Genomic DNA, 15,728 nt, shown 5'->3' on the forward strand with positions numbered 1-15,728 from the left:
GCCGAAGAGCCCGCCGTGCCGCGTATCCCCTTTCTCTCTCTCCCCGCCTTGCGAGGCATGGCATGACCTGGGTCGCCCTGGGTCTCCTCGCCGGCCTGGTGCTGGGCAGCTACGACTTCCTCACCAAGCTCGCACTGCGCGAGAAGACGGTGCTCGATGTGGTCGTGCTGAGCTCCGCGCTCGGTGCACTGCTGTGGCTGCTCTTGCTGCTCGCGCCAGCCACGGCCGCCCCGCTGCTGCAGCCTTGGGGGCTTTTCCCCGCGCCCCTCTCCTGGCGCGAACAGGCACTGGTGCTGCCCAAGTCGCTCATGATGGTCGCCAACTGGGTGCTCTCGTACTACGCGGTCAAGGCCCTGCCGCTGTCGATATCGGCCGGTGTGCGCGCCTCGGGCCCGCTGTGGACGGCGGCCGGTGCCATCGTGCTGCTGGGCGAGCAGCTGGGCGGGTGGCAGTGGCTGGGCCTGGCCGTGTCCATGCTGTCCTACTTTCTGTTCTCGCGCATCGGCAGCCGCGAGGGCATCCGCTTTCACCGCGATGGCTGGGTGCTGTGCATGCTGGCCGCCACGCTGCTGTCCTCGGCCAATGCGCTGTACGACAAGCACATCCTGGCCGGGCTGCAGATGGACCTGGCGGGCGTGCAGGCCTGGTCGGCCGTGCAGCGCGGCGTGATCGCCCTGGCGCTGCTGCCCTGGGTGCGCCCCCTCCCCTCGCTGCGCGGCCTGTGCACACGCCACTGGAGCATCCCCGCGATTGCCCTGGCCTATGTGCTGGCGGAGTACCTCTACCTCATGGCTGTGCAGGCCGAGGGAGCAATGATCGCGGTGCTATCGGTGCTGCGCCGTACCAACCTGGTCATGGTCTTCGGGCTCGGCGCGCTGTTCCTGCGCGAGCGTTTCATTGCCCAGAAGTCCGTGGCCATCGCCGGCGTGCTGGCCGGCATCGTGCTCACGCTCGCAGGCTGAGCAGCCCCGAGGCTACGCAGGCGCCAGGCTGCGGATCCATGCCATCACCTGCTGCCCTTGCGGCGTGATGGCCGTGCGCTCCGACGCAAGCAGGTAGTAGGACTGCTCGCTGGGCAGCGCCACCTCGCCCAGGCGCACCAGCGCGCCGCTGGCCAGCAGCTCCTGCACCAGCGAGCGCCGCCCCAGCGCAATGCCCTGCAGGCCCAGCGCCGCATCGAGCACAAAGCCCGTGTCGGTGAAGGCCATGCCCTGCTGGCGCTGTGCCGGCACACGGACGCCGGCCTTGTCCAGCCAGGGCTTCCAGGGCTGGCGCGTGTGTGCGAGCAGCACCGCCTTGCGGAACGCGGCCGTGCCGGCCGGCACCCCCAGGCGCTCCAGGTAGGCCGGCGCGGCCACGGGGAACCACTCGTCGTCCATGAGCTTTTCGCAATGGTGGGCGGCCGGCCGGGTGCGCGCAAAGCGCACGGCAATGTCGGCGTCGCCACGTTCCAGGTCCACCGTGTCGATGGAGGGCTGGATCTCCACATTCCAGCCGGACGTCTGCGTGCCCAGCCGCGACAGGGCAGGCACCAGGCGCCAGCGCGCAAACGATGGCAGGGCGCTGATGCGCACCACGCTGCCCCGCGCCCCGTCCTGCGCACCAAAGACCTGTGCCAGCTGCAGCAGGGGCTGCTGGACCTGCTGGTGCAGGTGCAGCCCCTCGGCCGTGAGCGCGACTGCGCGCGTGCTGCGCACGAACAGCGGCTTCTCGACCAGGCGTTCCAGTTCGCGGATGCGGTGGCTCACCGCGCTGTGCGAGAGGTGCAGTTCCTCGGCTGCCTTGCTGAAGCTGCAGCGCCGCGCCACCGCATCGAAGGCCAGCAGCAGGTGGATGGGCGGAATGGCCTTCATCGCGCGCTGGGCGTCCCCGTGCCGGTCAGAACGGCGCCGAATCCGGGTCCGTGTCCACCGGGGCCGTGGCCGGCCCGGTGACCGCGCGCCCGCCCACGTCCTTGCCGCGCGGCGGCACGGGCACGGCGGATGCGAGACCCGGGCCCGATGCCACCGCACCACCGCCGGAACCGACGCCATCAGACTCGCCGCCCAGTGCCTCGATCAGGTCGGGGATCAGCTTGGACAGCTCGCCCGTGGCAATGGCCACGTCGGTGTCGAAACCGCCGTCATCGGCCTTGGTCCCCTCGAACACCGTGTCCAGGAAAGACACCTTCTTGATCTGCAGCCCCTCGGTCAGCATCAGCGAGACGCGGTCGTCCCAGGTCAGCGCCAGCTTGGTGGGCAGCTTGCCCGCAGCGATGTGGGCCTGCACCTCCTCGATGTCCAGCGGGTGGCGCGAATAACGCACCACGGCCTTGGCCTCGTCCGCGCTCTTGAGTTCGCACTCGCGGTCCACGGTGAAGCCCACGGGCGGCTCCTGCGTGCTCAGCCAGTGCGACATGGCGGCCTGCGGGCTGGTCTCGGTGTACAGCAGCGAGACCGACAGGCCCGGCAGCGACTCGACCAGCAGCGACACCACCTCGTCGGCCCGCCCCTGGCTGGACGTGTCGAACACGATGGTGCGCGCCTCGGTGTCGATCCACACCCACATCGAGCCCTGCTTGGTGAAGGCCATGGGCAGGAGGTCGAGCTTGGCCTCTTCCTTGAGGTCGCGGCTTTCCTTCTTGCCGGGCTTGCGGCCGGTTTCCTTCTCGATGCGCTCGGCCTTTTCCTTCACGCGCCGGTTGAGCACCGAGCCGGGCAGCACCTTGGACTCGACCATGAAGCGCAGGATCCACTGCCCGCCCACCGATTCGACCAGGGCGCCGTGCTCCTCGCCGCGCGGCGGGATCCAGCCCAGCGACTTTTCCTGCGTGGCACCGCACTCCATGAAAGGCGACTTGGCCAGCGCCTCTTCCACCTGCGTCAATTCCACCTGCCATTGCGGCGCAATGCGGTACACGATCATGTTCTTGAACACGGAAACAAACCCCCTGGTTGCCGGACGAAGCTGTCCACCGGTGCTGCACGCCCTGGGCGCTGCGGCACGGAACCCTCCATTGTCGGTGGTCGGCGCCCCCGTGCGCACGGGCCACAGCGCGGCACGGGGGCAATCCCTGCGTCTGCTCCGCTTTTGATAGCTGCAGGGCCCCGCAGGCCCGCGCGATCTTCTTGTCACAACTTTACACTGGGACAAACAACGTGCATGCGGGCGATACATCGGCGGCCGACACTGCAGTCAAGCGCTGGAACCGTCGTTCCGGGGCCCTAACTCCCGAAAGGACTCTCACCATGGCCCTCCTGTCCCGCCACACCGTGGCTGCAACCGTTCTCGCTGCCCTGGCCCTGCCGGTGCTGGCCCAGCCTGCTACACCTGCCAATCCGCCGGCCGTCGGCGCGGTGGCCGCGCCCGACGCCCGCAAGGGCCCTGGCGATCACCGCGAGCGCCACCAGGCCCGCAAGGCCGAACGTGCCGCCGCACTCAAGGAGCAGCTCAAGCTAACCCCCGCCCAGGAACCGGCCTGGAACAGCTTCACGGCCTCCATGCAGCAGAACGAAGGCCACGCCCGCCTGGACCGCAAGGAACTGGACAAGCTCACCACGCCCGAGCGCATCGACCGCATGCGTGCCTTGCGCGCCCAGCACGCCGCCGAAGCCGACCGCCGAGGCGAAGCCACCAAGGCCTTCTATGCCGTGCTCACGCCCGAGCAGCAAAAGACCTTCGATGCCCGCACCCACCGCATGGGCCCGCCGCATGGCGGCCCCGGCAAGCACGGCCCCCATGGCCACCACGGCAAGCCTGCTGGGGCGCCTGCCGCACCCCAGTCGTGAACCCGCGCCGCCCGCGCGGCGCCACCGCCTGACACCAGGGGCCCGCACGGGCCCCTTTTCGCTTTTTCCGCCAGCAAGCCGGGGTGGCGGCCTACAAAAAAACCGCGGACGGCGTTCCTACACTCGTTTACATACAGTTGTGTATGTCAAACCACGGAACAAAACCATGAACACCAAAACCTTCCGCATGGCGCCCCCGGTTTCCCTCGTTTCCCTGCTGGCGGCCACCCTGGCTTGGGGTGCGCTGGCAGCGCTGCCCCGGGCCGCGCAGGCGCAGAGCGCCCAGGCGTCCCCCTCCCTTTACGTCCAGGGTTCCCAGGCCCGGCGCGACACCGATGCCGTGACCCTCGGCGCCACCCTGCCCTGGAAAGGCTGGCAGCGCTCCCTCTGGGGCGGCCAGCTCACGGGCTACTGGGACCTCTATGCCAGCCGCTGGTCCTATGACGGCCTGTCGGGCCAGCGCGAGCACCTCAGCCTGGTCGGCCTCACGCCCACCCTGCGCCTGCGCATGGACGAAGGCCGCTCGGCCTGGTTCTGGGAAGGCGGCATCGGCCTCACCGTGGCCGACAAGCGCTACGAAATCCCGAACCGCACCTTCAGCACCCGCGCCAACTTCGCCTCCCACCTGGGCCTGGGCGTGAGCCTGGGCGAACAGCGCCAGCACGACCTGGTGCTGCGCGTGCAGCATGTGTCCAATGCCGGCATCAAGAAACCCAACCCGGGCGAGAACTTCGTGCAGCTGCGCTACGGCTACCACTTCTGAGCCGGCCACCGCCCGCCACGACGGCCCGCCCTGGCGGGCCTTTTTTCTGCACAGCCCTCCAGCAGCCTGTGGATAACCATGGGTATGGTTGCCGAACAACCCATGGCTTATCCACAGAACTTCGCAACAACCCAAAGTTGTTGTCATGAACGCGCAAAGTTCACCCCGCTTGCGCCACAGGGTTTGAAGCCACGCAAGTGCGCGCCAGCATTGGGAAAAACCGGCTTGTCCACACAACAGCCCCTGCTCTATTACTACTGCTATTGATTTATAGAGCTATCAAGGAATAACAAGACAAAGCCAAGGCGGGGTCCATGGAAGGTCTGGGGGCCCTCTTGAATGCGGCTCTGCAAGGCAGAAAGAGGATCAGCAAGCGCACAAGCCCGGCAGAGGCCCCTGGCAGCCAGGGTGAGGCCCTCAGGCACCCCGGCGCAGGCAGAGGCCTCTGCAAGGGTTCAGGGCCTCTTCCTGAGGCCGTACCGGGGGAATGGAAGGGTTGTCGGGAGGTGCCATGCCACCGCCCGGGCTGCCGATGCATTGAAAAGGGCCAAACCCCCCCGTTCCCGGGCAGAGAAATCCACTGGCGCAGCCATTTCTCCAGGATGGGCCCAGGTGCTGTGCATAACTTTGGGGGAATTGCTGGCACAACCGCCTGGTTGTCCACACCGAAGGGCGATGTCGCATTGTTGTCCCCGTTGGCGAGACAGCGGGACCCGCGTGCTGCACACAGGGTTGGCAGCGACGCAAGTGCTTGTCAGGCCACAGGAAAAAGCCCTTGTCCACAGAAAAGCCGGTGCTTTACTACTACGACTATGTATTTATAAAGAAATTAAGAAGAAGACAGAGAACAACATTCCCCGGCATCCGCACCCGGTTCGGGGCTGGAAAAGCACGGGTCACCGGGTGTTGGTTCCAGGGCCGGTTCTGAAAGCCAGGGGGCCAGGGGGCCAGGAAGCAAGCGCAGTTGCTCAGTACCGGCGCGACCCAGGCCAGCGCCTCGGGGGCTTCCTATCCCGGATTGCGCAGAAAGGCCTCCAGCCGGTCCACGGGCAGGGGGCGGCTGAAGAGATAGCCCTGGTAGAGCTCGCAGCCTGCACGGGCCAGCAGCTCGCGTTGCTCGGCCGTCTCCACGCCTTCGGCGATGACTTCCAGGCCCAGGCTGCGCGAGAGACCGATGATGGTGTCCACGATGGCCGCATCGTTGGGGTCGGTGAGCAGGTCGCGCACAAAGCTCTGGTCGATCTTGAGCTGGTCCAGCGGCATGCGCTTCAAGTAGCTCAGGCTCGAATAGCCGGTGCCGAAGTCGTCCAGCGAGAATCCCACCCCATAGGAGCGCAGCGCCGCCATGGTGGCGATGGTGGTTTCCATGTCCTCGACCAGCAGGCTTTCGGTCAGTTCCAGCTTGAGCAGGCCCGAGGGCGCCCCCGTGATGGCCAGCACCCGGGCCACGTCGTCCACGAAGCTCGCATGGCGGAACTGGCGCGAACTTACGTTGACGGCCACCGTCAGGTGGCTCAGCGCCGGGTCGTCCTGCCAGCTGGCCAGCAGCTTGCACGCGGTGTGCAGCACCCAGCGGCCCAGCGGCAGGATCAGCCCGGTCTCCTCGGCCAGCGGGATGAACTGCGCCGGCGAGACCATACCGCGCTGCGGGTGGGCCCAGCGCAGCAGTGCCTCCACCCCCACCACCAGGCCCGACTGGCGCACCTGGGGCTGGAAGTGCAGCAAGAACTCCTCCTGAGCCAGGGCCGAGCGCAGATCGGTCTCCAGCGAGGCGCGTTCGCTCACCACGGCCTGCATCTGCGGGTTGAAGAAGCGCAGCGTGTTGCGGCCCGCCGTCTTGGCCTGGTACATGGCCAGGTCGGCCTGCTTGAGCAGCTCGCCCACGCTGGTCTGCCCGCCCGTGAAGGGGGCGACGCCGATGCTCGGCGTGCTGCGGTACTGGTAGCCTGCCAGCGCATAGGGCAGGGCCAGGGTGGCCAGGATCTTCTCGCCCACCGAGCGCGCATGCAGCACCAGCTCCTCGGGCAGCGAGCTCAGCTCCTCGAGCATCACCACGAACTCGTCGCCGCCCAGGCGCGCCACCGTGTCCACGGCGCGCACGCAGGTGTTCAGGCGCTGCGCCACCTGCTGCAGCAGCATGTCGCCCTGGTCATGGCCCAGGGTGTCGTTCAGGGTCTTGAAGTTGTCGAGGTCGATGAACAGCAGCGCCCCGCCGCGCTGGTGCCGCCGCGCACTGGCCAGCGCCTGGTGCATGCGGTCCATGAGCAGCATGCGGTTGGGCAGCCCGGTCAAGGGGTCGTAGAAGGCCAGGCGCTGGATCTCGCGCTCGGTGGCCTTGCGCTGGCGGATGTCGGTGTTGATGGCCAGGATGGAATGGGGCTGGCCGTTGTCGCCGCGCACCAGGGTCCAGCGGCCTTCCACGTCGATGGCGCTGCCGTCGCGGTGCTGCTGCACGATCTCGCCGGTCCACTCCCCATGCTCCAGCGTGGCCTCCGTGGCGCGGCGGAAATGCGTGGGGTCTGCATACAGCAGGGTCTCGATCGACTGGCCCAGTACCTGCAGCTTCGACCAGCCGTACAGGCGCTCGGCGCTCTGGTTCCAGAAGATGATGCGGTGCTCCAGGTCGCGCACGATGATCGCGTCCTGCGCCTTGTCCAGCAGCGATGCCTGGTGGCGGATGCGCGCATCGGCCACCTGGCGCTCGATCTCGGCCGAGGCCCGGGCCGCGAAGATCTGCAGCGTGGAGATGATGAAGTTCGGGTCGGCGATGGCCTGGCGGAAGAGCACGAACACCAGACCCACCACCTCGCCATCGGCATTGCACAGCTGCTGCCCCGCGTAGCCGCGCGCCTGCACCATGCGCAGCACGGGCGCCTCGGGGTAGAGCTGCTGCACCCCGTCGGCCACCACGAACTGGCGCTGGTTCAGCAGCTGCAGGCTGGGCGTGCCTTCCAGTGTGTAGTCGGTCGGGGCCAGCAGCTGGCCATCGAGCACGGCCGCCAGCGTGCTCACGCGCGGGGGCTGGTCATGGTAGTGCGGCAGCAGGCGCACCACGCAGCCGCCCTGGGCGTCGAGCGCGTCGGCCATGTTGCGCACCAGCTGCTCGAAGAACTCCGTGCCGGTGCTGGCCGACACGGCGGCCGCCACCTTGAGCACCGAGGCCTGCAGCCGCTGCTGCGCCTTCTGGGTGCGCAGGCTGGTGATGCCGAAGGCCAGGTCGTTGGCCAGCTCCTGCAGCAGCGCGGTCTCCTCGGCACTGATCTGCAGCACCTCCGGTGCATACAGGTAGAGCAGGCCGAAGGTGCTGTCGCGGTCGCGCAGCGGCAGGCAGATCACGGCATGAAAGCCGTGCTCCAGCATGCGCTCGGTCCAGTCCATGAAGTAGCGTTCCGTGCGGATGTCGCGCACGATCTCGGCCTGGCCCGAGCGCACGGCCCGGCCGGCGGGGCCGCGCCCATAGGGCTCGTCCTCCGACCAGCTGAGCCTGAGGGTCTCCAGGTAGTTGTGGTTGTGGCCCGCATGGGCCACCGGTTCGATGGACTTGCGCTCGTCATCGCGCGCAAAGCCCACCCAGCCCATGCGGTAGCCGCCGATGTCCACCGCGATCTTGCAGATGGCCTGCAGCAGCGTGGCCTCGGAGGTGGCGCGCACCAGGGTTTCGTTGCAGGCGCTGAGCAGGCGCTGGGCGCGGCCCATGCGCGCGAGCTCTGCCTCGTTGCGCACGCGCTCGGTCACGTCGGAGGCCAGCACCTGGCGCGCCGCCACGCCGTTGAAGTCGATGTTGCCCGCCGTGAGCTCCATGTCGATCAGGCTGCCGTCCTTGCGCACATGCCGGCGCACCTTGGGCAGGCTGCGCTGCTCCGGGTCGATGGCACGCAGCTTGCGCTCGGCGATCTCGCGGTACTGTGCTGGCCACAGGTCCTGCATGCGCATGCGCAGCAGCTCCTTCTCGCTGTAGCCGTAGTGGTGCACCATGGCATGGTTCACGGCCAAGAGGCGCAGGCTCTCGCGCTCGTAGACCCACATGGGCTGCGGATGCTCGTCGAACAGCATGCGGTACTGCAGCTCCGAGGCGTGCAGCTGGCCGGCCACGTGGCGCAGCTGCACCATGGCGCCGAGCGATTCGGCCAGGATCTCCAGGTGCGCCACATCGCGCCGCGAAAACGCATTCGCCTGGTGCGAGGTGGCCTTGAGCGAGCCCACGACCACCTCCTGAGCGCGCAACGGCGCCGCCATCACCGAGCGCACGCCCAGGCGGTGCGGCATGGCGGCCATGTCCCAGCCCGCGGCCTCGGTGTCGTTGCACAGCACCGTGCGCCCCTGGTACAGCACAGGCCACAGGATGCTGTCGTCCACGGCCATCAGATCGCCCTCGGGGCGCACCATGTCGCCGGCCGAAGCCTTGGCCACCAGATGCCGGCCTTCGAGCAGCTCCACCATGGCGCCGCGCGCACCGGTCTGGCGCTGCACGGTTTCGGCCACCATGCGCAGCACATCGGGCAGGGGCATGTCCAGCGAGGAGATGCGCTGCTGCAGGTGCAGCAGCTCGGCATGGTTGCGCGTGTCGCGCTGGGCCTCCAGCTCGACGGCCTTCTGCGCGCTGTGGTCGGCCATGCCGCCCACCATGCGCACGGCGCGCCCGCTGCTGTCGCGGATCAGGAAGCCGCGGTCCAGCACCCAGGCATAGCTGCCGTCCTGGCGGCGGAAGCGGTACTCGGCCGACCAGTGGCTGTCGCTCCCGTCGATGGCCGCGTGGATGCCGCGCAGCACGGCCTCGCTGTCCTCGGGGTGCAGCCGCAGCGTCCAGGAGGTGCTGTCCGGTGGCAATTGGTCCAGCGGCACGCCGAACAGGCTTTGCATGCCCTCGTTCCACCACATGGCGTCGGTGGTGAGGTTCCAGTCCCAGATCGCATCGGCCGTGGCACGCGAGACGAGCTGGAAACGCTCCTCGCTGCGCTGCAGCGCCAGGTCGGCCTGGTGGCGCGCCGAAACGTCCTGGAAGGCCCCCTGGATGCGCACGATGCGGCCCTGCGCATCCCGCACCGCCTGGCCCGCCGTGCGCACCCAGAAGTGCCGCTCGCCCGGCATGACGACCTCGGCCTCCAGGTCGAAGGGGGTGCCGTGCCGCAGGCAGGCCCGAAAGGCATTGCGCAAGGCGCTGCGGTAGGGGGCGGTGTACAGGTCCAGGATCTGGCCCACGGAGCCTACACGCCGCGTCAGCCCGTAGGTGGCGGCGATCTCCTGCGACCAGCTCAGCCGCATGCTGGGCAGCTCCACGAACCAGCCGCCCACCTGGGCGATGCGGCCGGCCACGCGCAGCGTCTCGCCCTGCTCCACCAGCTCGTCGTGCATGCGGTCGCGCTGTTCCACCAGCTGGGCCAGCAGGCGCTGCTGGCGGCGCAGCTCCAGCTGCACCATGGCCTGCTCGGCCAGCACCGTGAGGCCGTCGAGCTGCTCGGCCTCCAGGCCGCGCACGCGGGTGTCCAGCACCGCCAGCGTGCCCAGGGCAAAGCCCTCGCCATTGACCAGCGGCACGCAGGCGTAGAAGCGGATGTGCGGGCTGCCGGTCACCAGCGGGTTGTGCGAGAACACGGGGTGCACGCTGGCGTCGTCCACCACCACCGGCTCCCGGCTGCCATGGAGCGCGTGGGCGCAGAAAGCGACGGCGCGGTCGGTCTCCTGGAACGGGATGCCCACGGCCGCCTTGAACCACTGGCGCTCGCTGTCCACGAAATTGACCACCGCCATCGGTGTGCGGCAGATGCGTGCAGCCAACAGGGCGAGCTTGTCGAAAGCATCCTCGGACGGGGTGTCCAGGATGGCGTAGGACTGCAGTGCATGGAGCCGCGCAGCCTCAGCGGTGGCGTGCTCTGGATGTTGCATGGCTCAGGTGCGCGAAGCGCTTGCCGCGGGCGCTTGCCGGCGCCGTGGAGGTGTTCTGGGAGGGGTCGGAATGGCCAGCATGGAAGAGAAAGTAGCCCGGACCGTGGTCGATGGTGGGAAAAGTAGCAAAAAAGGCACGGCGCGGCACGCCCTGCCACCGTTTCTAGACGCAAATGGTGAGCATTGCAACTTCAAAAGAACAATCCTACACCGGTGCGCGCCGCGGGGTGCCTGCTGACAACCCTCTGAAACAGCCTGGTCGCGTCGCGCAGGCAACCTTCGTGCAGGGCGAGGCTTGCTAGCCTTGGCGGCATGCAGATTTCCGAACTCGCCCGCCGCACCTCGGTCTCGGTGCACGCCCTGCGGCACTACGAAAGCCAGGGGCTGCTGCAGCCCGAACGCCGGGCCAACGGCTACCGCGACTATGCCGAGGGCACCGAGCGCGAGGTGGTCTTCATCGCCATGTCGCGCCAGCTGGGGTTTGCACTGCCCCGCATCGCCGAACACCTGGCCGACTTTCGCAGCGGCCAGCTCACCATCGACGCCATGGTGCAGGCCCTGCAGCAGCGTGCGCAGGAGCTTTCCGACCAGGTGGCGCAGCTGCAGGCGCAGCGCCAGCAGGTGCTGGAACATGTGGCCTGGCTGCAGGCCCGGGCGCCCACCCCCCGGGTGCCCTCCCCTCCCCCGGTGGTTGCCCCCTGGCCGCGCGTGCGTGGCCGTGCCACCGCCGCTTCCACCCGTTCCACTTCCAGGAGTTCACCATGACCCCAGCCCCCCTCCCCTCCGACCTGTTGCAGGCCCATGTGCTGGCCATGCCCATCGCCCAGACCCTGGGCCTGCGCTTCACCCGCGTGGCGGCGGGCGAGGTGGACCTGGAGATGCCGGTGCAGGACGCACTGTGCTTTCGGCCCGGGCAATTGCAGGCCACGGCCGTGTTTGCGCTGGCCGACTTCGCGGCCGTGGCGGCGGCGGGCAGCACCTTGCCCAGCGGCTGGGTCAATTCCACCGTGGACGCCCATGTCAAGCTGCTGGCGCCGGCGCGCGGCCACAGCCTGCGCGCGCGGGGCCGGGTGGTGAATGCGGGGCGCACGCTCACGGTCTGCGCGGCCGATGTGTTCGCCGTGGCGGATTCGGGCGACGAGACCCTGTGCGCCACGCTGCTGGCCACCGCCCACAATGTGGATGGCAGCGCAGCCCGGCCGCCCCGGCCCTGAATCAGCCCTTCAATGCCCGGCGCGCGCGCACGGCCTCGGCCAGGCCTTCGAGCACCGGCACGGTCTGCGCCAGGCTGATGCAGGCGTCCGTCACCGACACGCCATGCGCCAGCGCCTGGCCGGGCACGATGTCCTGGCGGCCTTCCTGCAGGTGGCTCTCGACCATGAGGCCAGTGATGCGCGCGTCGCCCGCGGCGATCTGGCGGGCCACGTCCTCGGCCACGGTGATCTGGCGCTGGTGCTGCTTGCTGCTGTTGGCGTGCGAGACGTCGATCATCACCTGCGGGCGCAGTCCGGCCGACTGCAGCATGGCGCAGGCAGCATCCACATCGGCCGCGCTGTAGTTGGGCGCCTCGCCACCGCGCAGGATCACGTGGCAGTCCTGGTTGCCGCGCGTCTCGAAGATCGCGGCCTGGCCCATCTTGGTCATGCCCATGAAGGCGTGCGCGGCGCTGGCCGCCTGGATGGCGTCGCTCGCCACCTTGACCCCGCCATCGGTGCCGTTCTTGAAGCCCACCGGGCACGACAGGCCGCTGGCCAGCTGGCGGTGGCTCTGGCTCTCCGTCGTGCGGGCCCCGATCGCGCCCCAGCTCACCAGGTCGCTGATGAACTGCGGGCTCAAGAGGTCCAGGAACTCCGTGCCCACGGGCAGGCCCAGGGCCAGCACATCGAGCAGCAGGGCGCGCGCCATCTCCAGCCCCTCGTTGATGGCGAAGCTGCCATCGAGGTGCGGATCGTTGATGTAGCCCTTCCAGCCCACCGTGGTGCGCGGCTTCTCGAAGTACACGCGCATCACCACCAGCAGGTCGGCGGCCAGCGCATCGGCCTGCTGCTTGAGGGCGCGCGCGTATTCCATGGCCTGGCCATGGTCGTGGATGGAGCAGGGCCCCACCACCACGATGAGGCGGTCGTCCTGGCCGTGCAGCACGCGCGAGATCGCGGCGCGGCTGTTTTCCACCAGGGTCTGTGCGGCTTCGGGTGCGGGTTGCCACTCCTGCAGCAGGGCCGGGGTGATCAGCGGGCGCACGGCCTTGATGCGGGTGTCGTCGATGCGGGTCGTGTCGTGGGTGGACAGCGCTGCCGTGGGGGTGGTGTGTACGTGGAGGGTCATGGTGGCCGCCATTTTCGCCTTGGTCGCAGAACGTGTTTGCGCTACGGTGCTGTCCTACAGCCCTTCACCCCTGTCCCCGGTATACCTGTAGCCAGACCAACACCCGTCTCCAGGAGTTTCCATGGCCATCCAGAATGCCCTTGCCAGTGTCGCCGTCAGCAGCCTGCCCGACGCCGTGCAATGGTATGGGGCCCTGTTCGAGCGCGGCCCCGATTCGCAGCCCATGCCCGAACTGGCCGAATGGACCCTGCCGCAGGGCGGCTGGCTGCAGGTCTACGAGCTGCCCCGGCGCGCGGGCCGCTGCTCGGTCACGCTGGCGGTGGACGACATCGACGAACAGGGCGAGCAACTGGAACGCATGGGCGTGGACACCGCCCAGCGCTCCAATAGCAAACGGGTGCGCGTGATCCTGGTGACCGACCCGGACGGCAACCACCTGGCCTTTGCCCAGGCCATGCGCCGCCCGCCGCTGGCGAGCTGAGGTCAGGGGCGGCGGAACGCCGGTTTTTGGCCGGCCCAGTGCTTGGCGCTCAGGTAGTCGAGGCGCACCGTGCCGCCCGTGGAGGGCGCATGCACGAAGCGCCCTTCCCCCACATAGATGCCCGCATGGTTGGGCTGGCGCCCGGTGCCGAAGACCACGAGGTCACCGGCGCGCAGTTCGCCCCCTTCGACCGGGTAGCCCCAGGTATTGAGCGCGGCCACGGTGCGTGGTGGCGGTGTACCCACCTGGTTGCGGTAGACATAGCCAATGAGGCCGCTGCAGTCGAAACCCGAATCCGGCGTGTTGCCGCCGTAGCGGTAGGGTGTGCCCACCAGGCCCAGGGCATGGATGGCGATGCCGTGCGCCTGGTCCGGGCTCAGCGGCGGCGTGGTGCGGACCGGGGCGGATGGAAAGGACGAGGACGGCGATGACGAGGGGGGCCGGGAGCTGCCGCAGCCTGCGATCAGCAGCGCAGCGGACACCAGGGCCAGGCAGGAAAGGGCACGCATGGATCGCAAGCGTACCGCACCCTGCACGCGGGGGTGAATGCCCCGCCGGGGTCACTGCCTTTTGTGCCGGCAGCGTCCCCTTGAACCCCTGTGCTTGCTTAGGCCGTTGCGGTGGCGGCGCGCGTGCCTTCGCTGCGGCGCTGCGCGAGCCGGTTGGCCACACTCACGATGGCCTGCACCGAGGCGGTCACGATGTTGTGGCTGGCACCCGCGCCGAAGGTGGAGCCGGCCACGCCTTCGAGCGCGGCCTCCACGATGGCCAGGGCCTGGGCGTTGGCGCCCGTGCCCGTGGCGCGCTCTTCGTAGTGGTCCACGCGCAGCGGCAGGCCCAATGCGTCCACCGTGGCGGCGATCGGGCCGTTGCCCTGCCCTTGCAGGGTCTGGCGCGTGCCATCGATGCTCACGTCGAGTTCGATGCCCTGGCCGTCATCGGCCAGCCTGTGGCCATGGCAGACGATGGCCGCGTCGGGGCCGCTGGCCAGGTAGGTGGACTGGAACAGCGTCCACAGCGCATCGCCGGTCATCTCGCCCTCGCTGGCATCGGTCTGGCGCTGCACCACGGCGCTGAACTCCACCTGCATGCGCCGTGGCATCACCACGCCGTGCTCGCGTTCGAGCAAGAAGGCGATGCCGCCCTTGCCGGATTGGCTGTTCACGCGGATCACGCTGTCGTAGGTGCGGCCCAGGTCGGCGGGATCGATGGGCAAATAGGGCACTTCCCAGAGCGCATTCGGGTCCTGCGCGGCAAAGCCCTTCTTGATCGCGTCCTGGTGCGAGCCCGAGAACGCGGTGAACACCAGGTCGCCCGCATAGGGGTGGCGCGGGTGCACGGGCAGGGCCGTGCATTCCTCGGCCACGCGTGCCACGGCGGTGATGTCCGAGAAGTCGAGGCCCGGGTGCACGCCCTGGGTGTACATGTTGAGCGCCAGGGTCACGATGTCCACGTTGCCGCAGCGCTCGCCGTTGCCGAAGAGGCAGCCCTCCACGCGGTCGGCACCGGCCATCATGGCCAGCTCGGCCGCGGCCACGCCGGTGCCGCGGTCGTTGTGCGGGTGCACCGAGAGCACCACGTGCTCGCGCGGTGCCAGGCGCCGGTGCATCCACTCGATCTGGTCGGCGAACACGTTGGGCGTGGCGTTCTCCACCGTGGTCGGCAGGTTGATGATGATGCGCCGGCCCGGGCCCACGCCCCAGGCCTTGATCGCGGTCTGGCAGGCGCGCAGCGAGACTTCGAGCTCGGTGGCGCTGAAGGTCTCGGGCGAGTACTGCAGCGTCCACTCTGTGCCCGGCTCGGCATCGGTCAAGCGCTTGAGGTGCGAGACGTTCTGGTCGATGAACTCCATGACCTGGGTCACGTTCATGCCGAAGACGATGCGCCGCCAGGCCGGCGCGGTGGCGTTGTACAGGTGCACGATGGCGCGCGGTGCGCCGCGCACGGCCTCCACGGTGCGCTCGATCAGGTCGGGGCGCGACTGCGTCATGACCATGATGGTCACATCGGCGGGCACCAGGTCCTCGTCGATGAGGCGGCGCACAAAGTCGAAATCGGTCTGCGAGGCGGCCGGAAAGCCCACCTCGATCTCCTTGAAGCCGATGCGCACGAGCTCCTGGAACAGGCGCATCTTGCGCTCGCCGTTCATCGGCTCGAACAGGGCCTGGTTGCCGTCGCGCAGGTCGGTGGACAGCCAGACCGGCGCCTGGGTGATGGAACGCGAGGGCCAGGTGCGGTCGGTGAGCGCAACCGGGGCGATGGGCTGGTACTTGGTGGCGGGCTTGGCAATCATGAGAGGCTCCACGAACAGGTGCGTGCAGTGCGCCATGTGGTGGGCGCCGCCTGCATGCAGGTCAAACGAAATGAATACGGATGACGTCCCCTGCAGCCCTTTGCTGGTGGGCAAAGGCTGGTTCGCGGGCCGGGGTCAGGGGGAAATCAGGTGTTGCGCGGAATGGCAACGATGGCGAACGCAGGCAGACCCCGGCCAGGCACTAGGCCTAGAGCT

Annotated in this window: 12 protein-coding genes; 6 read left to right on the forward strand and 6 right to left on the reverse strand. The window is 68.7% G+C overall.

Features of this window, described 5'->3' with window-relative positions; all coding sequences use genetic code 11:
• Positions 1 to 62: 62 nt before the first annotated feature.
• Positions 63 to 962 carry an EamA family transporter gene (locus AC3WOH_RS01090; protein ID WP_492227570.1) on the forward strand — a complete coding sequence of 300 codons (900 nt, stop codon included), beginning with the start codon at positions 63 to 65 and terminating at the stop codon, positions 960 to 962.
• Between the two features lie 12 nt (positions 963 to 974).
• Here AC3WOH_RS01090 and AC3WOH_RS01095 read toward each other — a convergent pair whose 3' ends face one another.
• The gene (locus AC3WOH_RS01095; protein ID WP_492227571.1) at positions 975 to 1,853 is read right to left on the reverse strand and encodes a LysR substrate-binding domain-containing protein; all 879 of its coding nucleotides are present in this window, start codon (positions 1,851 to 1,853) and stop codon (positions 975 to 977) included.
• 25 nt (positions 1,854 to 1,878) lie between these two features.
• Positions 1,879 to 2,916 (reverse strand): recombination-associated protein RdgC, encoded by a 1,038-nt coding sequence (locus AC3WOH_RS01100; RefSeq protein WP_492227572.1) that lies wholly within the window; start codon positions 2,914 to 2,916, stop codon positions 1,879 to 1,881.
• A 311-nt stretch (positions 2,917 to 3,227) separates the two neighbouring features.
• Here AC3WOH_RS01100 and AC3WOH_RS01105 point away from each other — a divergent pair, with 311 nt between their 5' ends.
• Together AC3WOH_RS01105 and AC3WOH_RS01110 are read left to right on the forward strand one after the other, a co-directional pair.
• Positions 3,228 to 3,767 carry a Spy/CpxP family protein refolding chaperone gene (locus AC3WOH_RS01105; protein WP_492227573.1) on the forward strand — a complete coding sequence of 180 codons (540 nt, stop codon included), beginning with the start codon at positions 3,228 to 3,230 and terminating at the stop codon, positions 3,765 to 3,767.
• Positions 3,768 to 3,933: 166 nt separating this feature from the next.
• Positions 3,934 to 4,530 carry an acyloxyacyl hydrolase gene (locus AC3WOH_RS01110; protein WP_492227574.1) on the forward strand — a complete coding sequence of 199 codons (597 nt, stop codon included), beginning with the start codon at positions 3,934 to 3,936 and terminating at the stop codon, positions 4,528 to 4,530.
• A 1,008-nt stretch (positions 4,531 to 5,538) separates the two neighbouring features.
• Here the strand turns inward: AC3WOH_RS01110 and AC3WOH_RS01115 are convergent.
• Positions 5,539 to 10,413: an EAL domain-containing protein gene (locus AC3WOH_RS01115; protein WP_492227575.1), complete on the reverse strand. Its 4,875-nt coding sequence runs from the start codon at positions 10,411 to 10,413 to the stop codon at positions 5,539 to 5,541.
• A gap of 312 nt (positions 10,414 to 10,725) precedes the next feature.
• Between AC3WOH_RS01115 and AC3WOH_RS01120 the strand changes: the two genes are divergently transcribed.
• Together AC3WOH_RS01120 and AC3WOH_RS01125 are read left to right on the forward strand one after the other, a co-directional pair.
• Positions 10,726 to 11,178, forward strand: coding sequence for a MerR family DNA-binding transcriptional regulator (locus tag AC3WOH_RS01120; protein WP_492227576.1), 453 nt, complete (start codon positions 10,726 to 10,728; stop codon positions 11,176 to 11,178).
• A complete protein-coding gene (locus AC3WOH_RS01125; RefSeq protein WP_492227577.1) occupies positions 11,175 to 11,627 on the forward strand; it encodes a PaaI family thioesterase in 453 nt (150 codons plus the stop codon). The genes AC3WOH_RS01120 and AC3WOH_RS01125 overlap by 4 nt, the downstream gene beginning before the upstream one ends.
• Position 11,628: 1 nt before the next feature.
• On the opposite strand, the gene AC3WOH_RS01130 is transcribed toward AC3WOH_RS01125, so the two are convergent.
• The gene (locus AC3WOH_RS01130; RefSeq protein ID WP_492227578.1) at positions 11,629 to 12,738 is read right to left on the reverse strand and encodes a 3-deoxy-7-phosphoheptulonate synthase; all 1,110 of its coding nucleotides are present in this window, start codon (positions 12,736 to 12,738) and stop codon (positions 11,629 to 11,631) included.
• A 121-nt stretch (positions 12,739 to 12,859) separates the two neighbouring features.
• Here AC3WOH_RS01130 and AC3WOH_RS01135 point away from each other — a divergent pair, with 121 nt between their 5' ends.
• On the forward strand, positions 12,860 to 13,219 hold the full coding sequence (locus AC3WOH_RS01135; protein ID WP_492227579.1) for a VOC family protein: 360 nt from the start codon (positions 12,860 to 12,862) through the stop codon (positions 13,217 to 13,219).
• 2 nt (positions 13,220 to 13,221) lie between these two features.
• On the opposite strand, the gene AC3WOH_RS01140 is transcribed toward AC3WOH_RS01135, so the two are convergent.
• Complete coding sequence (locus AC3WOH_RS01140) at positions 13,222 to 13,728, reverse strand: C40 family peptidase (protein ID WP_492227580.1); 507 nt, start codon at positions 13,726 to 13,728, stop codon at positions 13,222 to 13,224.
• A gap of 98 nt (positions 13,729 to 13,826) precedes the next feature.
• Positions 13,827 to 15,512, reverse strand: coding sequence for a 2-isopropylmalate synthase (gene leuA / locus AC3WOH_RS01145; protein ID WP_492227581.1), 1,686 nt, complete (start codon positions 15,510 to 15,512; stop codon positions 13,827 to 13,829).
• Between the last annotated feature and the right edge of the window lie 216 nt (positions 15,513 to 15,728).

The organism is Acidovorax sp. FW305-C-20-28, from assembly GCF_058783375.1.